Raw genomic sequence first — 19,334 nt, forward strand, 5'->3', positions numbered from 1 at the left:
CGACGCGAGGGTGCGCGCGGGCGGGGCGACGGGGGCGGGGGCGGCGGCCGGGGCGGCGGCGGGAGCGGGCTCCTCCACCGTGACGCCGAAGTCGGTGGCGATGCCCGCCAGTCCGTTGGAGTAGCCCTGGCCGACCGCGCGGGCCTTCCACGCGCCGTTGCGCCGGTAGACCTCCACGATGACGAGGGCCGTCTCGGCGCCGAGCTGCGGCGGGGTGAAGGTGGCGAGCACCGAGCCGTCGTCCGCGTCGCGCACGGTGGCCGTCGGCTCGACGCCCTGGAAGGTCTGGCCCGCCGCGTCCGGGCTCGCGGTGATGACGATCTTCTCGATGCCCGGCGGGACGGCCGCGGTGTCCACGGTGATCGAGTCGGGGGTTGACCCGCCGCCCGAGCGGTACGTCACGCCCGGGCCCGCGGGCTGGTTGTAGAAGATGAAGTCGTCGTCCGAGCGCACCTTGCCGTCGGCGGTGAGCAGCAGGCCCGATACGTCGAGCCGCACGGGCGCGGCGACGTCCACCGCGACACGGGCGGCGGAGAGAGGGATGTTCGAGCCGGGGGTCATAGCTGTCATGCCAGGTGGAACGAGCGAGGGTCCTTTGCCGTTCCCTTACCCGGCCGCCGATCGGGTACCGGTCACCGGCCTGACGTGGTGGCGGCCGATCGGCAGCATCAGGGGCTTGCCCGAGACGGGGTCCTCGATGATGCGGCTGTCGAGGCCGAAGACCGTACGGACGGTGTCCTCCGTCAGGACCTCGCCCGGAGCGCCGGCCGCGTGCAGCCGCCCCTCGGCGAGGGCGATGAGGTGGTCCGCGTACCGGGCGGCCAGGTTGAGGTCGTGCAGGACCATGACGACGGTGGTGCCGCGCACCCGGTTGAGGTCGGTCAGCAGGTCCAGGACCTCGACCTGGTGGCTGGCGTCGAGGAAGGTGGTGGGCTCGTCGAGCAGCAGCAGGTCGGTCTGCTGGGCGAGCGCCATGGCGATCCACACCCGCTGGCGCTGGCCGCCGGAGAGCTCGTCCACGGCGCGGTCGGCGAGCGCCGCCGTGTCCGTGGCGTCCAGGGCCGCCGCCACCGCCTCGTCGTCCTTGTCGCTCCAGCGGGCGAAGAGGCCCTGGTGCGGGTGGCGGCCGCGGCCGACGAGGTCGGAGACGGTGATGCCCTCGGGGGCGATCGGCGACTGGGGGAGCAGTCCGAGGGTGCGGGCCAGCTCCTTCGCGGGCAGCCGGTGCACCTCCTTGCCGTCCAGGACGACGCGGCCCTCGCGGGGCGCGAGCAGCCGGGACATGGAGCGCAGCAGCGTCGACTTGCCGCAGGCGTTGGCGCCGACGATGGCCGTGACCCGGCCCGGCGGCACGGCCAGGTCGAGGGAGTCGATGACGGTGCGGTCGCCGTAGCCGAGGCTGAGGTGCTCGGCGGCGAGGGAGTGGTTCGTGGTCACAGGGAGCCTCCCGCCCGGTTGGTGCGGATGATCAGGTAGACGAGGTAGGGCGCGCCGAGGACGCCGGTGACGACGCCGACCGGGAAGCGGGTGTCGAAGGCGAACTGGCCGGTGAAGTCGGCGACGAGGACGAGCAGGGCGCCGACGAGCCCGGCGGGCACCAGCAGGGAGGTGCCGGGGCCCACGATCCGGGCCGCGATGGGACCGGAGAGGAACGCCACGAACGCGATGGGTCCGCAGGCCGAGGTGGCGAAGGCGATCAGGCCGACCGCGGCGATGATCACCGTGATGCGGGTGCGTTCCACGCGGACGCCCAGGGCGGCGGCGGTGTCCTCGCCGAGCTGCAGCGCCGAGAGGTTGCGCGACTGCGACAGCAGGACGGGGGCAAGGACGACGAGGGCGACGGCGGCGGGCACGACCTGGTCCCAGGTGGTGCCGTTGAGGCTGCCGGTCAACCAGCGCATCGCCTCCTGGAAGTCCCACTCGGCGGCCTGGGACATCACGTAGGAGATGACGCTGTCCAGCATGGCGGCCATGCCGATGCCGATCAGGACCAGCCGGGTGCCGACGACGCCGTCCCGGAACGCCAGGGCGTAGATCAGCAGGGCCACGCCCAGGCCGGCGGCGATCGCGAGGGCCGACACGGCCGTCTCGCCGAGCGACAGGGTCACGATCGCGATGGCGGCCGCGGCGCTCGCGCCGGAGCTGATGCCGATGACGTCGGGGCTGGCGAGGGGGTTGCGGAGCATCGTCTGGAAGGTGACACCGGCCAGCCCGAAGCTGAGGCCCGCGACCACGGCGAGGACCGCCCGCGGCAGCCGCAGCCGCCCGACGGTGAAGGAGGCGCCCGGCACCTGCTCGCCGAGGACGACCCGGACGACGTCGTCGAACGGGTAGTTCGTCTGCCCGAACATCAGCGAGACGAGGAAACCGGCGACGACGAGGGCGCCCAGGGTGAGGACGACGAGGCGGCGCCGGGACGCGCGGCGGACGCGTCCGCGCTTGACGGCCCGTACCGTGGGGAGGGCGGCCTCCTCGGCCGGGGGCCGGGTGACGACGGGGGCACTCACAGGGCACGCACCTTCTGCCTGCGGACGATGTAGATGAAGAAGGGGCCGCCGATCAGCGCCGTCACGATGCCCACGTCGATCTCCGCGGGGCGCGCCACGACGCGTCCGACGACGTCGGCGGCGGTGAGCAGGGAGGCGCCCAGCAGCGCCGAGAGCGGCAGCAGCCAGCGGTGGTCCACCCCGGTCAGCAGTCGGCAGGCGTGCGGCACGACGAGCCCGACGAAGCCGATCGGCCCGGCGATCGCGGTCGACGCGCCGCACAGGACGACGGCGCCGAGCGCGGCCACGCCCCGCAGGACGGCGACGCGTTCCCCGAGTCCGGCCGCGAGGTCGTCGCCCAGCGCGAGGGAGTTGAGGCCCCGCGCCGACAGCAGGCAGACGGCGAAGCCCACCGCCAGGAAGGGCAGCACCTGCCCGATGCGGTCGAAGGACGCGCCGCCGACGCCGCCGATCTGCCAGAGCTTGAAGCTCCCGGTGACGTCGTTGCGGGGGAGGATGACGGCGGTGACGAGCGAGGCGAACGCCGCCGAGGTGGCGGCGCCGGCGAGCGCGAGCTTGAGGGGGGTGGAGCCGCCCCGGCCGAGCGAGCCGACCGTGTACACGAACAGGGCCGTCAGAGCGGCGCCGCCCATCGCGACCCAGATGTAGCCGGTCGCCGAGGTCAGGCCGAAGAACGCGACCGCCGTGACGACGGCCAGCGACGCCCCCATGTTGACGCCGAGGACGCCGGGGTCGGCCAGCGGGTTGCGGGTGACGCCCTGCATGACGGCACCGGAGAGCCCGAGCGCCGCGCCGACCAGCACGGCGAGCACCGTACGGGGGATGCGTTTGGTGGCCGCGGCCTGTTCCAGGGTGGTGTCCGTGCCGCCGAGCGCCGCCCACACGTCGGACCAGGCGACGCTGCGCGACCCGAGGGCGACGGAGGCGATCATGACCGCGGCCAGCACCAGGAGCGCGGCGAGCAGCCACAGGGCCCGGACACGGGCCGGACGCCGCACGAGGGCGGCGTCCGGCACTGCAGGGGTGTCTACGCTCGTCACTTGACCTTGTCCGCGGCCTCGGCGAGCGCGGCGACGTAGTCCTCCAGGACGTAACTGATCGCCAGGGGCGTCGGGTTCGCCGCGGTCGCCACGGGGCCCGAGCCGGAGAGGAAGGCCGTGGAGCCGCGCTGGATGGCGGGGAGCTTCGACAGCAGCGGGTCGTCCTCGAGCGTCTTGACGAGCTCGGCGTCACCGTAGCCGGTGATGATGTCGACGTCGTTGAAGACGTCGATCTGCTCGGCGCTCTGCGACCCGGAGAACTTGTCCGTGCCTTCAGAGATTTTGGCCATGCTGTCCGGGATCTTCATCCCGAGGTCCTCGAAGAACTGCGTGCGGGTGTCGTGCGCGGTGTAGAAGCCGACCTTGCTGACGTCACCGGGGTCGACGTGCGTCATGAACATCGCCGACTTGCCCTTGAGCTGCGGGTACTTGGCGGCGGTCGCCTCGATGTCGCCCTCGAGGTCGGTGATCAGCTTCTCACCCTCGTCGGCGAGCCCGATGGCCTTGCTGTTCACGCGGATGATCTCGCGCCACGGCGTCGCCCAGGCGGCCTCCGGGTAGGCCACGACCGGGGCGATCTCGCTCAGGGTGTCGTAGTCCTGCTGGGTGAGGCCCGAGTAGGCGGCCAGGATGACGTCCGGCTGCGTGTCGGCGACGGCCTCGAAGTCGATGCCGTCCGTCTCGTCGAAGAGGACGGGCGTGTCGGCCTTGAGCTCCTTCAGCCGCTCCTCGGTCCAGGGCAGGACGCCGTTGTCGTCGTCGTCGCCCCAGGTGGCCTTCGCCATGCCGACCGGCACGACGCCGAGGGCGAGCGGCACCTCGTCGTTGGCCCAGTTGACGGTGGCGACGCGCTCGGGCTTGGACTCGATGGTGGTCGTGCCGAGGGCGTGCTCCACCGTCAGGGGAAAGGCCGCGGCGGAACCGCTCGCCTTCGACTCGTCGGCGGCGGCCGTGTCGTCGGCCGTGTCGGAGCCGCCGCCGCAGGCGGCGAGCCCCAGCATGGCCACCGTTGCCACGGCGAGCGAGCGCAGGCGATATGAACGCATGATTCGTACTCCACTGTCCGAAAGCCAGGGGTGCCGGTCCTCGCACGCCTGGATATGGGAATGCCGTCGTGGAGCGGTGCACCGTACTGGGCAAGTTACTTAGGTAAGGCTTGCCTTTGAGGGACTTTAAGCGGTGGTGATCAGTGTCGCAATCGATCCTTTGAGACAGGGGATGTAGCGATCGGGACAAGAGCGGGCGCCTCAAGAAGCGCGGAACATCCCCGGAGTCAGCCCCGTCGTCCGCCGGAACGCCACCCCGAAGGCGCTCGCCGAGCGGTAGCCGACCTGCTCCGCGACGGCCTCCACGTCCCAGCCCCGGGTGAGCAGCGCGACCGCGTGCTGGGCGCGGACCGCCGCGATCCAGCGCGCGAAGCTGGTGCCCGTCTCGGCGTTGAAGGCGCGGGTGATGGTGCGGGGGCTGACGCCGAGCTCGGCCGCCCAGTCCGTCAGTGTCCGCAGGTCGCCGGGGTTCTCGCGGACCGCCTCGGCGATCGGGCGCAGCAGGTCGGAGGTGGGCGCGTGCACGAGCAGCTCGCGCGGCGAGGGTTCCAGCACGTCGAGCACCATCGCCTCGGTCGTCGCCCGTGAGGCGGGGGAGAGGCGGGCGTCGCCGAGCCGCTGCAGGAGCAGCCGCAGCAGCGGGGTGATCTCGACGGCGACCGGGGTGTCGGAGATCGAGGTGGTGGTGTGGAAGCCGAGGAAGATCGCGCGCAGCCAGGTGCCGGCGATCGCCGAGCCGGAGTGCAGGACGCCCGCGGGCATCCACAGGCCCAGCGCGGGCGTGACCGTCCAGACCCGTGCGCCGACCACGACCGTGGAGGAGCCGCGCTCGTTCCAGAGCAGCTCGTGGAACGGGTGGGAGTGGTCGTTCCAGGTGATGTCGCGGGGGAAGACCTCGTCGTACCCCACGATGGTGAAGGGCGTGTCCACCGCGCCCGGCGCCAGCACGGGCAGTGAGCGGGTCTCGCGGGTCATGCGCGCACGCCGGAGCAGGGACCGCGGCCGGGAACGCGGGAAGGGTGGGAGGCGTGTCGCATGCCTCCCACCCTAAGCACCGCGAGAAGGTGCCGAATACCTACGGATCTCCCTACGGAACGACCACGATCTTCCGGCCGACGCCGGCCGCGAACTGCTCCAGGGCCTGCGGGTACTGGTCGAGCGGCAGGCGGTCGCTGATGAACACGTCGGGGTCCAGGACCCCGTTCGCGAAGAGCTCCGCCGCACGCTCGTAGCTGTGCAGGACCGCCATCGAGCCGGTGATGGTGATCTCCTGGTTGTAGATGCGGTACGGGTCGATCTCCACCCGCGTCGCGTAGTCCGCCACGCCGAACTGCAGGAACGTGCCCGCCTTGGCGACGCGGTTCAGGCCGTCCTGGATGGCCTTGGCGTTGCCCGTGGCGTCGATGACGAGGTCCCAGCCCTGCGGACGGTCCAGCTCGTCGGGGGTCGCGGCCGATCCCGTGACGCCGAGCTGTTGGGCGGTGGCCAGGCGGGCCGGGTTCAGGTCCACCATGTCGACGCTCGCCGCACCGGTGCGCTTGGCGAGCTCCAGCATCATCAGGCCCATGGTGCCGGACCCGTAGATCAGGACGTGGGCGCCGAGACGGGACTGGAGGACGTCGTAGCCGCGGACCGCGCAGGACAGGGGCTCGATCAGGGCGGCGTCCTGGGTGCGGACGTGCTCGGGGAGCTTGACGCAGTTGGCGACCGGGGCGACGGCGTACTGCGCGGCGCCGCCCGCCGTGGTCACGCCGATCGCGGCCCACCGCTCGCACATGTTGTTGTGGCCGTTGCGGCACTGGCGACATTCGTAGCAGTACAGGGACGGGTCGACCGCGACCCGGTCGCCCACCGACACCTCGGTGACCTGGGTGCCCACGCCGACCACCTCGCCCGCGAACTCGTGTCCGGGGACGATCGGCAGCTTGGGCGCGAACTCGCCCTGGAGGATGTGCAGGTCGGTGCCGCACAGACCGCAGGCGGCCACCTCGACGACGACCTCGCGCGGGCCGGGCGTCGGGTCGGGGACCTCGGCGACGACGGCCTTCCCCACGGACTCGATGACGGCGGCCTTCATTTCACGGCTCCCAACGACAGGCCCTGGACCAGCTTGTCCTGGGCGGCGAACCCCGCGGCGAGCACCGGCAGGGAGATGACGAGCGACGCAGCGCACACCTTGGCCAGGAACAGGCCCTGGCTGGTGATGAAGCTGGTCAGGAAGACGGGGGCGGTCTCGGCGACCACACCCGTCAGCACTCGGGCGAACAGCAGTTCGTTCCAGCTGAAGATGAAGCAGATCAGGGCGGTGGCCGCGATGCCCGGGGCCGCGATCGGGGCCACGATGCGGGCCAGCACGGTCGGCAGTTTGGCGCCGTCGATCTGGGCGGCCTCGATGACCGCGACCGGGACCTCCGCCAGGAAGGACTGCATCATCCAGACGGCGATCGGCAGGTTCATCGAGGTGTAGAGGATGACCAGCAGCCAGATGTTGTCCAGCAGCCCCGTGTTCTTGGCGAAGAGGTAGAGCGGCAGCAGCCCCGCCACCGCCGGCAGCATCTTCGTGGACAGGAAGAAGAACAGGACGTCGGTCCACTTCTTCACCGGCCGGATCGACAGCGCGTACGCCGCCGGGAGCGCGAGGAGGAGGACGAGGAGCGTCGACGTCAGCGAGGCCACCGTCGAGTTGATCAGCGCAGGCCAGGGGCTGGCGCCGCCGCCCGCGCCGAAGAACTCGCGGTAGCCGTCCAGGGTGAGGGAGGCCGCGAAGGACGGCGGGTTGGTCGCGGCGTCACTCTCCGAGTGGAACGACGTCAGCGCCATCCAGGCGATCGGGAGGAAGAAGAGCAGGCCGACCACCCAGGCGAGGACGCCCAGGCCGGCACTTTTCAGACGCTTGCCACGGGCGCCGGGAGGGGCGGTGGCGGGGGCGGGAGTACGGACCGCGGTGGCGCTCATCAGCGCGACACCTCCTCGCGGAACAGGGACGAGACCACGCGGAGCGCGAACGTCGCGATGATGAGCGAGCCGATGACGACGAGGACGCCCGCGGCGGAGGCGAGACCGTTCTCGTGGGCCTGGTAGAAGGTCTGGTAGACGGTGTACGGCAGGTTCGCGGTGCCGAGGCCGCCCGAGGTGAGCGTGAAGACGGCGTCGAAGTTCTGCACGATGTAGATCGAGCCGAGCAGGGCGCCGAGCTCCAGGTAGCGGCGCAGGTGCGGCAGCGTGAGGTGGCGGAAGATCTGCCAGCCGCTCGCGCCGTCCACGCGGGCGGCCTCGATCTGCTGGTGGTCACGGCTCTGCAGGCCGGCCAGCAGGATCAGCATCATGAACGGCGTCCACTGCCAGATCAGCGAGGCCTCCACCGCGAGCAGCGGCATCTCGGATATCCAGTCCGGCTGCGGGCCGCCCACATAGCTCAGCAGGCCGTTGAAGAGGCCGTACTCGGGGTTGAACAGCACGTGCTTCCACATCAGCGCCGCGGCGACCGGGACCACCAGGAAGGGGGCGATCAGCAGGGTGCGGACGATGCCGCGGCCCTTGAACTTCTGGTCCAGGAGCAGCGCGAGGAGCAGGCCGAGGACGAGGCTGACCAGCACCACCGTGACGGTGAGCAGGATCGTCGTCCAGACCGAGTTGCGCAGGTCGGCGTCGCCGAGGACTTCCGCGTAGTTGGCGAGGCCGGCGAACTCACGGGCGTCGGGGTAGAGCGAGTTCCAGTCGAACAGAGAGATCACCAGCGTGGCCACGAAGGGCAGCTGGGTGACCACGATCAGGAAGATCAGGGCGGGCAGCAGCGGGGCCCGGGTGGCCCAGGCGCGCAGCTTGCCGTTGGGTGCCTTGCCGGGGGCGGCGGCGCGTTCGGTGGAAGCCGGGGGTGTCGTAATGGCGGTCATCAGCGTCCCTCGTAGTCCTCGGAGATCTGCTCGGCGAGTTCCTGAGCCTTCTTCAGGGCCGAGTCGACGGACTGGCGGCCGGCGATGGCCGCGCTGATCTCCTGGGAGACCTCGGTGCCGAGATCGGTGAACTCGGGGATGCCGACGAACTGGATGCCGGGCGCGGGCCGCGGCTGCACGCCCGGGTCGGTGGGCCGGGCCTGCTCGATGGCCTCGCGGGTCATCTCCTGGAAGGAGGCGGCCTCCGCGACGTAGTCGGGGTTCTCGTAGGTCGAGGCCCGCTTGCCCGCCGGGATGTTGGACCAGCCGATCTCGTCGCCGACCAGCTGCTCGTACTCCTTGCTCGACGCCCAGGAGACGAACTCCCAGGCCTTGTCGTGGTTGCGGGAGGCGTTCTGGATGCCCCAGGCCCAGGTGTAGAGCCAGCCGGCGGACTCGGTCTCCTCGACCGGCGCGGGCGCGTACCCGAGCTTGCCCTTGACCGGGGAGTCCTCGGCCTCCAGGGAGCCGGCCGCGGAGGTGGCGTCGTACCACATGGCGGTGTTGCCCTGGGTCATGTTGTTCAGGCACTCGGCGAAGCCGGACTGGGCGGCGCCGGACTGGCCGTGCGAGCGCACCAGGTCCACGTAGAACTTGGTGGCCTTCTCGAACTCGGGGGAGTCCAGGCCCGCGTTCCAGTCCTCGTCGAACCAGGTGCCGCCCATGGTGTTCACGACCGTGGTGAGCGGTGCCATCGCCTCGCCCCAGCCGGGCAGCCCGCGCAGGCAGATGCCCTTCATGCGCGACTCGGCTTCGTCGACCTGCGCGGCGAGCTCGGCGACCTGCTCCCAGGTGGGCTTCTCCGGCATGGTGAGGCCGTGCTTGTCGAAGATGTCCTTGCGGTACATCAGGAAGGACGACTCGCCGTAGAACGGCTGCCCGTACAGCTTGCCGTCGTCGCCGGTGAGCGACTGGCGCATGGGCTCGAGGATGTCCTCCTGGTCGAAGTCGGCGTCCTCGGCGACGTAGTCGTCCATCTCCTGCAGCCAGCCGTTGCGGGCGTAGATGGGGATCTCGTAGTTGCTCAGGGTGGCGACGTCGTACTGGCCGGCCTGGTTGGCGAAGTCCTGGCTGATCCGGTCGCGGACGTCGTTCTCCGGCAGGACGGTGAAGTTCACCTCGATGCCGGTCTCCTTGGTGAAGTGGGCCCGGGTGAGCTTCTGCAACTCGACCATCTGCGGGTTGTTCACCATCAGGACGTTGAGGGAGTCGCCGCCGGAACCCGCCCCGCCCGCTCCGGTCCAGCAGCCGGAGAGGAGGGGGGCGAGCAGCGTCCCTACGGCGGCGACGGCTATCGCGCCTGGCCGCCGTCGGCTCGGGGTTCGCATGGATCACTCCTGGACGTATGGGGATATAAGGGTGGTTACCGGGGCGTGTCGGCCCCGGGGCGGTGGGGGTGGTGCGGTGGTTCAGACCCGGATGACCTGCGGGCCGAGCAGGGAGTAACGGTGGGCCTCGGAGGCCGGTAGCAGGGTGCTCGTGACGATCGCGTCCAGGGCGCCGATGTCGCCGAAGCGGCAGAAGCTGACCGCTCCGAACTTGGTGTGCGTCCCCGCGAAGACGGTGCGCCGGGCGGCCCGGATGGCCTGGGCCTTCACCTCGCTGACGGCCGGGTCGGGGGTGGTGAGGCCGTGGTCGCGGTTGATGCCGTTGGCGCCGATGAAGGCCAGGTCGATGACGAAACCGGCCAGCATCTTCGTCGTCCAGTGGTCGACGGTCGCGAGGGTGCCCGAACGGACCCGGCCGCCGAGCAGCAGCACGGTGGTGTTGCCCGCTTCGGCGAGGGAGCCCGCGGTGGTGAGCGAGGCGGTGACGACGGTCAGCGGCCGGTCCCGGGGCAGTGCCTCGGCGATGAGCTGGGGGGTGAAGCCCTCGTCGACGAAGACGGTCTCGGCGTCGCCGAGCAGCTCGGCCGCGGCCGTCGCGATCCGCCGCTTCTCGGGGACGTGGCTGGTGGCCCGGAAGGCCAGCGTCGTCTCGAAGCCGGCGCTCTCCACCGGGTAGGCCCCGCCGTGGGTGCGGCGGACCAGTCCGTGGTCCTCCAGGGCGCGCAGGTCGCGCCGTACCGTCTCCTTGGCGACGCCCAGTTCGGCGGCGAGCGCGGTGACGTCGACGGAGCCCGAACGGCGGGCGGCCGTGACGATGGCACGCTGACGTTCTTCCGCACTCATGGCCGACACCGCTCTCCCTTGAACTGTGTTGTCCGATCACCTTGCCCGTTCGGGCTTCGGTTAATCCATGGGGAGAGTTCTACAGTGGGTGCGCGCCGCTGACCAGGCTTGTTGCACGTCCGATGATGCCCGTCTGTGCCCGTTCCGATGCTCGGTCGCCCGTCACGGACCAGCGGTGAAGGTGGGATCGGGCATCGCGCGTGCCCGAACACGGCGGCGGGCGGGCCCGTTCGGTGCCCGCCCGCTCATGTCAAGGGCGCCGATGCGCCACGGAAGTCAGTACGGCCAGACCGGCGGATCGTTCACGAAGTGGCCGCCGAGGTGGGCGTGCGCGGGGTTCTCCGGGTCGAGTGCGCCGTGTTCCGCGAGGAGCTTCGCGGCGTACGGCTCGGAGTCGTCCCGCGGGTCGTAACCGAGGGCGCGGGCCGTCGAAAGGTCCCACCACAGACGGGTGTTGGCGGAGGAGCCGTACACGACCGTGTGCCGCACGTCCTCGGCGGTCAGCGCCGCGTGGAAGAGGCGGGCGCCGTCGGCCGGGCTCATCCACACCGACAGCATGCGGACGCTGGTGGGCTCGGGGAAGCAGGAGCCGATGCGCACCGAGACCGTCTCCAGGCCGTGCTTGTCCCAGTAGAGCTGGGCCAGGTCCTCGCCGAAGGACTTGGAGAGGCCGTAGAAGGTGTCGGGGCGGCGCGGGGTGTCGACGGGGATCAGGGGGGCGTCGCCCCGCGGGGCGGGGGTGAAGCCCACCGCGTGGTTGGAGGAGGCGAAGACGATGCGCCGCACCCCCTCCTCACGGGCCGCCTCGTACAGGTTGTACGTCCCCTCGATGTTGGCGCGGAGGATCTTGCCGAAGGGGGCTTCCAGGGAGATGCCCGCGAGGTGGATGATCGCGTCGACGCCCCGGACGGCCTCGCGCAGGGCCTCCGGGTCGGCGAGGTCCGCGACGATCGCGTCGGGTTCGCCCTCGACGGGCCGCAGGTCGAGCAGGCGCAGCCGGTAGCCGTACTCCGGGAGCAGCTCCCGCATCAGGGTGCCGAGTCCGCCGGCGGCGCCGGTGAGCAGAACGGTGCGGGGAGCGGGCATCCTCGGGTCTCCTTGGGGCGGCCGGCCGGGGCGGGTCAGGACCTGATGTGCGCATGTGTGTCCCGCATTCACATGCTTGGACCTTGTGACTAGTTAATGAGCTGCCCCCCGGTGCGTCAAGTACCGTGCGCGGACGCGCTTTCCCGGGCCGGGCCGTGCTCTGGCGCACGCCCGCGGGGCATGTTTACATCTCTGATCGCGGTGATCGCGGTGATCGCGGTGATCGCGGTCCCGCATCCGTGTCGAGGAGGACATGTGAAGGCGTCGGCGTTCGTCTACCCCTGGGACGTGAACGGGGACCCGGCGGCGGGGGAGTTCGTCGCGGGGCTGGGGGTGCGGCAGGCGACGCTCGCCTCCGCCTACCACTCCACCCGCGCCCTGACCCCCCGTCACCCGCACCACCGGATCGTCACGGCCGAGCACGCCGCCGTGCTCTACCCGCCGCAGGAGGCCCGGTGGTCGGGGCGGCGGCTGCGCCCGTACCCCGCGGGGGACTGGGCGCCCGGCGACGCGTACGGGGCGGCTGCCGCGACACTCGCGGACGCCGGCCTGGAGGTGCACACCTGGGTGGTGCTCGCGCACAACTCCCGCCTCGGCGCCGACTTCCCGGACACCTCCGTGGTCAACGCGTACGGCGACCGCTATCCGTGGGCGCCCTGCGTCGCACAGCCCGCGACCCGCCAGTACCTGGTGGACCTGGCCGTCGAGGCGGCCGTGCGGCCGGGCGCGGCGGGCACGGAACTGGAGTCGCTCGGCTGGTACGGGCTCGCCCACCTGCACGCCCATGACAAGACGGGCGGCGTGCGGCTCGGGGAGACCGGGCAGTACCTGATGTCGCTGTGCTTCTGCGGGACCTGCCGGGACGGGTACGCCGGCGTCGGACTGGACCCGGACGGGCTGGCGGTGGCGGTGCGCGAGGCGCTGGAGCCCCTGTGGCGCGGGAACCCCGCCGGCGATGACGACGACGGCCGGGCGGGCGCCGAGAAGGCGCTCGGCACCGAGCGGGCGGCGCTCACGCGCGCGTGGCGCGAGGAGACGGCCCGCCTCCTCCAGGAGGACACGGTCACGGCGGTACGGGCCGCCGCGCCCGAGGGCTTCCAGGTGCTGCTGCACGCCGACCCCGTGCCGTACCACTGCGGCGCCAACGCGGGCGTCGACGCCGGGCACATCCTCGGCGTGGCGGACGGCGTGGTCGTGCCCTGCACGGGCGGCTCTCAGCCGCTGACCCCGTTCGCGGAACAGGGCCGGGAAGGGGCCGTGCTGGCCGCCAACTTCACCATCGTGTCGGGCATGGGCGGCAGCCCGGCCACCCTGGCGGCGGACGCGGCCCGCGCGGCGGACCTCGGGGCGACCGAACTGCGCCTGTACCACGCCGGCCTGGCGTCGGACGGCGACCTGGCGGCGGTGCGGGAGGCGCTGGCCGGGCTGGGCTGATCACGGGCACGGTCACAGCCACGGCCCCGGAGGAGCCGTACCACCGGCAGCGGGCACATCGCCCCCACGGTCACCAGCTGCCGTACGCGGCGAAGCGGTGCTCCCCGAGCCGGCGCACCAGCGGGCGGCGGCGGACCCGGTCCGCGAGGGTGCCGAGCAGGGGGCCCTCCGTCCGCATGCCGGCCACCGATCCCGGGGTGGACGAGCCGAAGTCCGACACCACAGCTGGGATGAGGGGCAGCCCCGCGTCGCGCTCCCTTGGGAGCGCGCGTAATCGTCCAGGTCATGAGCATGATCGTGATGCTGGGACCCTGCCGACGGCATCGGGAGGATGCCCTGGGCGGCCGTGCGTCCCGTCGGGCAGGGTGGTAGGGCCCGAGTCGGCCGTCCGGCGTCGTGCTCCGGCCACCCTGCTCGGGTCGCCCGCACTTCTTTCGTCAGAAGCATTGACGAAACACAGGCGCACTTCTAGCTTCATCGCGTCGTACTTCGTACGTCATATATGAGACGCGATACGCGAGATCAGATATGCGAGCCCCGCCCGAGTACGGCCGTGGTTCCGTGCTGTCTCCGTGACCCCGAGAGGCGCGCATGACCTCTGTGCCCACGCCGATCCCCTCCAGGACGCAGTACGTGCTGGAAGGGATCAAGCACCGCATCCTGACCGGGGGGCTGACCCCCGGGCAGGCCCTGGTCGAGACCGAACTCGCCGCGCAGTTCGGGGTGTCCAAGACGCCCGTGCGCGAGGCGCTCAAGACCCTGGCCGGCACCGGACTCGTCGTGATGAGCCAGTACAAGGGCGTCACGGTGCGCATGGTGGACGCGGACATGGCGCGCGAGGTCTACGACGTACGGCTGCTCCTGGAGCCGGAGGCCCTGCGCCGGACCGTGCGCCGCGGCGCCTCCCTGGCGGTGGCCCGGGACGCGCTCGCCCGCTCCGACCGGGCGGCCGACACCGCCGAGAGATCCCTGGCCAACCGGGAGTTCCACCGCGCGCTGTACACGTCCTGCGGCAACCCGCTGCTCGGCCGGATGCTCGACGAGGTCCGGGACCAGGCCGCGCTGGTCTCCGCCGTCGCCTGGGCCGCCGATCCCTCCTGGGAGCGGGAGGCCGCCGAGCACCGCGACATCCTGCGGCTCGCCCTGGACGGCGACGCCGACGGAGCCGCCGCCGCCCTGCACGCGCACATCGCGTCGTTCGTCCGCCGGGCCTTCCCCGAGGCCCGCGAAGAGGAAGGTCATCAATGAGCAGCGTGACGTACCAGACCGGACGGACGGCCCTGGCCGACGTGGTGGCGATCCCGGTGACCCCGTTCGCCGAGGACGGCACCGTCGACCGGGACGTGTACCGGGCCCTGCTGCGCCGGCTGCTCGACGGCGGCGTCACCACCGTCACGCCCAACGGCAACACCGGCGAGTTCTACGCGCTGACCCCCGAGGAGCGCCGCCTCGTCACCGAGCTGACCATGGAGGAGGCCGGCGACCGGGCCGTCGTCCTGGTCGGCGTCGGGCACGACGTGCCCACCGCGGTCGCCTCCGCGGTCCACGCCCGCGAGGCGGGCGCGCAGATGGTGATGGTGCACCAGCCCGTCCACCCCTACGTCGCCGACGGCGGCTGGGTCGACTACCACCGGGCCATCGCCGAGGCCGTGCCCGAGCTGGGCGTCGTGCCCTACGTCCGCAACCCGCTGCTGCCGGGCGCCCGGCTCGCCGAACTCGCCGACGCCTGCCCCAACGTCATCGGCGTGAAGTACGCCGTCCCGGACGCCGCGCGCTTCGCCGGGTTCGCCCGCGACGCGGGCCTCGACCGCTTCGTGTGGGTGGCCGGGCTCGCGGAGCCGTACGCGCCCTCGTACTTCTCGGCGGGCGCCACCGGCTTCACCTCGGGGCTGGTGAACGTCGCCCCGTCCGTCTCGCTGAACATGATCGAAGCGCTGCGGGCGGGCGACTACCCGGCCGCCATGAAGGTCTGGGAGCAGATCCGCCGCTTCGAGGAGCTGCGCGCCGCCAACGGCTCCGCCAACAACGTGACCGTCGTCAAGGAGGCCCTCGCCTCCCTCGGCCTGTGCCGCCGCGACGTCCGCGCGCCGAGCAAGCCGCTGCCCGAGGAAGAGCGGGCCACCGTCGCCGCGATCGCCGCCGGGTGGGCGCTGTGACCGGGGAGGCGAGGAAGCCGGAGGAACTACGCAGCCACCAGTGGTACGGCACGGACGGGCTGCGTTCCTTCAGCCACCGCGCCCGCACCCGCCAGCTCGGCTACCTGCCCGAGGAGCACCTGGGCAAGCCGGTCATCGCGGTCCTCAACACCTGGTCCGACATCAACCCCTGCCACGTCCACCTGCGCGACCGCGCCCAGGCGGTCAAGCGCGGGGTGTGGCAGGCGGGCGGCTTCCCGCTGGAGTTCCCGGTCTCCACGCTCTCCGAGACCTTCCAGAAGCCGACCCCGATGCTCTACCGCAACATGCTCGCGATGGAGACCGAGGAACTGCTGCGCAGCTACCCCGTGGACGGCGCCGTGCTGATGGGCGGCTGCGACAAGTCCACGCCCGCGCTGCTCATGGGCGCCGCCTCCGCCGACCTGCCGGCCGTGTTCGTGCCCGCCGGGCCGATGCTGCCGGGGCACTGGCGCAAGGAGGTGCTCGGCTCCGGCACCGACATGTGGAAGTACTGGGACGACAAGCGCGCCGGGCTCATCGGCGACTGCGAGCTGGCCGAACTGGAGAGCGGGCTCGCCCGGTCGCCCGGCCACTGCATGACCATGGGCACCGCCTCCACGCTCACCGCCGCCGCGGAGGCGCTCGGGGTGACCGTGCCGGGCGCGTCCAGCATCCCGGCCGTGGACTCCGGGCACGACCGGATGGCCGCGGCGAGCGGCATGCGGATCGTGGAGCTGGTGCGCCGGGACCGGAGGCTGTCGGAGATCCTCACCCAGGAGGCGTTCGAGGACGCGGTCACGACCGTGCTCGGGCTCGGCGGCTCCACCAACGCGGTCATCCACCTGATCGCGATGGCGGGCCGCGCCGGCGCGCGGCTCACGCTCGACGACTTCGACCGGATCGCCCGCACCGTGCCGGTGCTGGCGAACGTCCGGCCGGGCGGACAGAAGTACCTGATGGAGGACTTCCACTTCGCGGGCGGCCTCCCCGGGTTCCTCTCCCGCATCACCGACCTGCTCCACCTGGACCGGCCGACCGTCTCGCACGACACGCTGCGCGAGCAGCTCGACGGCGCAGCTGTGCACGACGACGACGTGATCCGCCCCCGGGAGAACCCGGTGGCGGACGAGGGCGGGGTCGCCGTGCTGCGCGGCAACCTCTGTCCGGACGGCGCCGTCATCAAGCACATCGCCGCCGAGCCGCACCTGCTCAAGCACACCGGGTCCGCGGTCGTCTTCGACGACTACCGGACGATGCAGCGGACCATCAACGACCCGTCGCTCGGCATCACCGCCGACACCGTGCTGGTGCTGCGGGGCTCCGGCCCCAAGGGCGGTCCGGGCATGCCGGAGTACGGGATGCTGCCCATCCCCGACCACCTGCTGAAGCAGGGCGTACGGGACATGGTGCGGATCTCCGACGCCCGGATGAGCGGCACCAGTTACGGCGCGTGCGTCCTGCACGTCGCGCCCGAGAGCCACGTCGGCGGGCCGCTCGCGCTGGTGCGGACCGGGGACGGCATCACCCTGGACGTCGAGGCGCGCACCCTGCAACTCAACGTGGACGACGAGGAGCTGGAGCGGCGCAGGGCCGCCTGGACCCCGCCGCCCGAGCGGTACGAGCGCGGCTACGGCGCGCTCTACGAGGAACAGATCACCCAGGCCGACACCGGCTGCGACTTCGCCTTCCTGGCCCGGCCGGGAAAGGTGGCGGACCCGTACGCGGGCTGACCGCACCGAGGGGCCGCCGCTGTTACGGGCGGCGGCCCCGGACACCCAGCGTGAAAGCGCTTACTGCCGGTACGTCGGCAGGCGCCCGTACAGCCGGCACCACCGCACCTTGCCTCGCGGACCGGAGCACCACCGGCTCGACCCGCACCCCGAGAACGGAGAACAGTCATGGCACAAGCCGCAGCCGTGGCGAAAAAGCCCGCGCCACCCCGGCGGCGCCGTGGGTCGGCCACGCCGCGCAGGCTCCCGTACCTGCTGATCGCGCCGGCGGCCCTGCTGATGCTCGGCTTCATCGCCTACCCCGTCATCAGCGTCTTCTACTACAGCCTGCAGGACTACAACCCGACCAAACCCTGGCGGAACGGCTTCGCGGGCTTCGACAACTTCGTCCACGCCTTCACCGAGGACCCGCTGTTCTGGGACACCCTCCTCTTCAGCGCCAAGTGGGTCGTCGTCGAGGTCAGTCTGCAGCTGCTCTTCGGTCTGGCGCTCGCGCTGATCGTCAACCAGACCTTCGTGGGCCGGGCCGTCGGCCGCGCGCTGGTCTTCTCGCCCTGGGCCGTCTCCGGCGTGCTCACCTCCGCGATCTGGGTGCTGCTCTACAACTCCCAGACCGGCATCACCCGCTACCTCGCCGACCTGGGGATCGGTGAGTACGGCACGAGCTGGCTGTCGGACACCTCGACCGTCTTCTCGGCCGTGGTCGTCGCCGACCTGTGGCGCGGTGTCCCCTTCTTCGCGATCCTCATCCTCGCCGACCTCCAGTCCGTCTCGAAGGACCTGTACGAGGCCGCCGAGGTCGACGGCGCCAGCCGCATCCAGCAGTTCCTCCACATCACGCTGCCGCACCTGAAGGACGCGATCATCCTCTCCACGCTGCTGCGCGCGGTCTGGGAGTTCAACAACGTCGACCTGCTCTACACGCTCACCGGCGGCGGACCCGCGGGCCAGACGACGACCCTCCCGCTCTACGTCGCCAACACCAGCGTCGACGCGCACAACTTCGGCTACGCCTCCGCCCTGACGACCGTGGCCTTCGTGATCCTGCTCTTCTTCTCGATCGTCTATCTGCGGCTCAGCAAGTTCGGAGGCGACCACAAGTGACCACCAACGCCGTCGAGACCCGTCCGGTCGCTCCCGCACCCGCAGCCGACGAGCCGCCGCAGCGGCCGAAGAAGACCCAGCGCGCCTGGGACGAGGTGCCGCGCTGGCACATCTACCTGCCGCTCTCGATCTACCTGGTCTTCACCCTCGTCCCGTTCTACTGGATCCTGCTGTTCGCGCTGCGCCCGGCGGGCTCCACCTCGCTCGTGCCCTGGCCGATGACGTTCGACCACTTCGAGAAGGTGTGGACGGAACGTTCCTTCGGCACCTACTTCGAGAACAGCGTGCTCGTCGGCATCGCCACCCTGGTGATGACCACGCTCGTCGCCCTCGCCGGCGGCTACGCCCTCGCCCGCTTCGACTTCAAGATCAAGCGCGGGTTCATGCTGGCGCTGCTCTGCTCGCAGTTCGTGCCGGGCGCGCTGCTGCTGGTGCCGCTGTTCCAGATCTTCGCCGAGCTGAGCATGATCAACTCGCTGGGCAGCGTCATCATCGCCGAGACGGTCTTCCAGCTGCCGCTGTCGATGATCCTGATCAGCAACTTCATCAAGAACGTGCCGTACTCCCTGGAGGAGGCGGCCTGGGTGGACGGCTGCAGCCGGTTCCGGGCCTTCGTCACGATCGTGCTGCCGCTGCTGCGGCCCGGCCTGATCGCCGTCGGCTCCTTCGCCTTCGTGCACTCCTGGAACCACTTCCTGTTCGCGCTGATGTTCCTCAGCAACCAGGAGAAGCAGACCATCCCGGTCGGCCTCAACACCCTGCTCAGCGCCGACAGCGTGGACCTTGGCGCCCTCGCGGCGGGCGGCATCATCGCCGCCGTCCCGGTCGTCATCGTCTTCGCCTTCATCCAGAAGTGGCTGATCACCGGCTTCAGCGCGGGGGCGGTGAAGGGATGAGAACGGGGACGGGAACCCTCAGAATCCTCGCCGCGGCCGGCGTGCTGGGCCTCGTGCTCTCCACCCCGGCCGGGGCGGACAGCCGCGACACCCATGGCACCCGCGACGCCCATGGCACCCGCGACGCCCATGGCACCCGCGACGCCCATGGCACCCGCGACGCCCATGGCACCCGCGACGCCGACGGCGCCACGGCACCGGCCGGCGCCCGCGACCTCGGCCGCGAGACGCT

Annotated in this window: 19 protein-coding genes and 1 pseudogene; 7 read left to right on the forward strand and 13 right to left on the reverse strand. The window is 71.4% G+C overall.

What is annotated here, in order from left to right:
* The 12 genes from UW392_RS24100 to UW392_RS24155 form a co-directional block, all read right to left on the reverse strand.
* Positions 1 to 570 (reverse strand): TerD family protein (locus UW392_RS24100; RefSeq protein ID WP_320777188.1); only part of this gene is annotated, 570 nt, incomplete at its 3' end.
* Between the two features lie 36 nt (positions 571 to 606).
* Entirely contained in the window at positions 607 to 1,437 is an 831-nt protein-coding gene (locus UW392_RS24105; RefSeq protein ID WP_320777189.1) for an ABC transporter ATP-binding protein, read from the reverse strand.
* Entirely contained in the window at positions 1,434 to 2,507 is a 1,074-nt protein-coding gene (locus tag UW392_RS24110; protein WP_320777190.1) for an iron ABC transporter permease, read from the reverse strand. The genes UW392_RS24105 and UW392_RS24110 overlap by 4 nt, the downstream gene beginning before the upstream one ends.
* The gene (locus UW392_RS24115; RefSeq protein WP_414496677.1) at positions 2,504 to 3,523 is read right to left on the reverse strand and encodes a FecCD family ABC transporter permease; all 1,020 of its coding nucleotides are present in this window, start codon (positions 3,521 to 3,523) and stop codon (positions 2,504 to 2,506) included. Before UW392_RS24115 ends, UW392_RS24110 begins: the two co-directional genes overlap by 4 nt.
* Before the next feature lie 20 nt (positions 3,524 to 3,543).
* On the reverse strand, positions 3,544 to 4,593 hold the full coding sequence (locus UW392_RS24120) for an iron-siderophore ABC transporter substrate-binding protein (RefSeq protein ID WP_320777192.1): 1,050 nt from the start codon (positions 4,591 to 4,593) through the stop codon (positions 3,544 to 3,546).
* Positions 4,594 to 4,794: 201 nt separating this feature from the next.
* Positions 4,795 to 5,568, reverse strand: a complete 774-nt coding sequence (locus tag UW392_RS24125; protein ID WP_320777193.1) for an AraC family transcriptional regulator — start codon at positions 5,566 to 5,568, stop codon at positions 4,795 to 4,797.
* A 112-nt stretch (positions 5,569 to 5,680) separates the two neighbouring features.
* Complete coding sequence (locus UW392_RS24130; RefSeq protein WP_320777194.1) at positions 5,681 to 6,670, reverse strand: zinc-dependent alcohol dehydrogenase family protein; 990 nt, start codon at positions 6,668 to 6,670, stop codon at positions 5,681 to 5,683.
* Positions 6,667 to 7,548, reverse strand: coding sequence for a carbohydrate ABC transporter permease (locus UW392_RS24135; protein WP_320777195.1), 882 nt, complete (start codon positions 7,546 to 7,548; stop codon positions 6,667 to 6,669). Before UW392_RS24135 ends, UW392_RS24130 begins: the two co-directional genes overlap by 4 nt.
* Positions 7,548 to 8,486, reverse strand: coding sequence for a sugar ABC transporter permease (locus UW392_RS24140; RefSeq protein WP_320777196.1), 939 nt, complete (start codon positions 8,484 to 8,486; stop codon positions 7,548 to 7,550). The genes UW392_RS24135 and UW392_RS24140 overlap by 1 nt, the downstream gene beginning before the upstream one ends.
* Positions 8,486 to 9,853, reverse strand: a complete 1,368-nt coding sequence (locus tag UW392_RS24145; RefSeq protein WP_320777197.1) for a sugar ABC transporter substrate-binding protein — start codon at positions 9,851 to 9,853, stop codon at positions 8,486 to 8,488. Before UW392_RS24145 ends, UW392_RS24140 begins: the two co-directional genes overlap by 1 nt.
* A gap of 81 nt (positions 9,854 to 9,934) precedes the next feature.
* A complete protein-coding gene (locus tag UW392_RS24150; RefSeq protein ID WP_320777198.1) occupies positions 9,935 to 10,705 on the reverse strand; it encodes a DeoR/GlpR family DNA-binding transcription regulator in 771 nt (256 codons plus the stop codon).
* A gap of 267 nt (positions 10,706 to 10,972) precedes the next feature.
* A complete protein-coding gene (locus UW392_RS24155) occupies positions 10,973 to 11,782 on the reverse strand; it encodes an NAD(P)-dependent oxidoreductase (RefSeq protein ID WP_320777199.1) in 810 nt (269 codons plus the stop codon).
* Positions 11,783 to 12,037: 255 nt separating this feature from the next.
* On the opposite strand from UW392_RS24155, the gene UW392_RS24160 reads away from it, so the two are divergent.
* On the forward strand, positions 12,038 to 13,216 hold the full coding sequence (locus UW392_RS24160; protein ID WP_320777206.1) for a hypothetical protein: 1,179 nt from the start codon (positions 12,038 to 12,040) through the stop codon (positions 13,214 to 13,216).
* 70 nt (positions 13,217 to 13,286) lie between these two features.
* Here the strand turns inward: UW392_RS24160 and UW392_RS24165 are convergent, their stop codons facing one another.
* Complete coding sequence (locus tag UW392_RS24165; RefSeq protein ID WP_320777200.1) at positions 13,287 to 13,436, reverse strand: hypothetical protein; 150 nt, start codon at positions 13,434 to 13,436, stop codon at positions 13,287 to 13,289.
* Positions 13,437 to 13,807: 371 nt separating this feature from the next.
* Between UW392_RS24165 and UW392_RS24170 the strand changes: the two genes are divergently transcribed.
* The 6 genes and pseudogenes from UW392_RS24170 to UW392_RS24195 form a co-directional block, all read left to right on the forward strand.
* Positions 13,808 to 14,464: a GntR family transcriptional regulator gene (locus UW392_RS24170; protein ID WP_320777201.1), complete on the forward strand. Its 657-nt coding sequence runs from the start codon at positions 13,808 to 13,810 to the stop codon at positions 14,462 to 14,464.
* Positions 14,461 to 15,372, forward strand: coding sequence for a dihydrodipicolinate synthase family protein (locus tag UW392_RS24175; RefSeq protein ID WP_320777202.1), 912 nt, complete (start codon positions 14,461 to 14,463; stop codon positions 15,370 to 15,372). Before UW392_RS24170 ends, UW392_RS24175 begins: the two co-directional genes overlap by 4 nt.
* Complete coding sequence (araD, locus tag UW392_RS24180; RefSeq protein ID WP_320777203.1) at positions 15,369 to 17,102, forward strand: L-arabinonate dehydratase; 1,734 nt, start codon at positions 15,369 to 15,371, stop codon at positions 17,100 to 17,102. The genes UW392_RS24175 and araD overlap by 4 nt, the downstream gene beginning before the upstream one ends.
* Before the next feature lie 168 nt (positions 17,103 to 17,270).
* The gene (locus UW392_RS24185; RefSeq protein ID WP_320777204.1) at positions 17,271 to 18,206 is read left to right on the forward strand and encodes a sugar ABC transporter permease; all 936 of its coding nucleotides are present in this window, start codon (positions 17,271 to 17,273) and stop codon (positions 18,204 to 18,206) included.
* A complete protein-coding gene (locus UW392_RS24190) occupies positions 18,203 to 19,102 on the forward strand; it encodes a carbohydrate ABC transporter permease (protein WP_320777205.1) in 900 nt (299 codons plus the stop codon). The genes UW392_RS24185 and UW392_RS24190 overlap by 4 nt, the downstream gene beginning before the upstream one ends.
* Positions 19,099 to 19,334 (forward strand): annotated as a pseudogene (locus tag UW392_RS24195) (hypothetical protein); the annotation flags it as partial. The gene UW392_RS24190 and the pseudogene UW392_RS24195, both read left to right, overlap by 4 nt.

The organism is Streptomyces sp. CRN 30, from assembly GCF_034105845.1.

Coding starts and splice junctions, on each gene's coding strand:
- UW392_RS24185 (WP_320777204.1), top strand. CDS start 17,271: ATGGCACAAGCCGCAGCCGTGGCGAAAAAGCCCGCGCCACCCCGGCGG.
- UW392_RS24145 (WP_320777197.1), bottom strand. CDS start 9,853: ATGCGAACCCCGAGCCGACGGCGGCCAGGCGCGATAGCCGTCGCCGCC.
- UW392_RS24130 (WP_320777194.1), bottom strand. CDS start 6,670: ATGAAGGCCGCCGTCATCGAGTCCGTGGGGAAGGCCGTCGTCGCCGAG.
- UW392_RS24140 (WP_320777196.1), bottom strand. CDS start 8,486: ATGACCGCCATTACGACACCCCCGGCTTCCACCGAACGCGCCGCCGCC.
- UW392_RS24175 (WP_320777202.1), top strand. CDS start 14,461: ATGAGCAGCGTGACGTACCAGACCGGACGGACGGCCCTGGCCGACGTG.
- UW392_RS24120 (WP_320777192.1), bottom strand. CDS start 4,593: ATGCGTTCATATCGCCTGCGCTCGCTCGCCGTGGCAACGGTGGCCATG.
- UW392_RS24125 (WP_320777193.1), bottom strand. CDS start 5,568: ATGACCCGCGAGACCCGCTCACTGCCCGTGCTGGCGCCGGGCGCGGTG.
- UW392_RS24170 (WP_320777201.1), top strand. CDS start 13,808: ATGACCTCTGTGCCCACGCCGATCCCCTCCAGGACGCAGTACGTGCTG.
- UW392_RS24155 (WP_320777199.1), bottom strand. CDS start 11,782: ATGCCCGCTCCCCGCACCGTTCTGCTCACCGGCGCCGCCGGCGGACTC.
- UW392_RS24135 (WP_320777195.1), bottom strand. CDS start 7,548: ATGAGCGCCACCGCGGTCCGTACTCCCGCCCCCGCCACCGCCCCTCCC.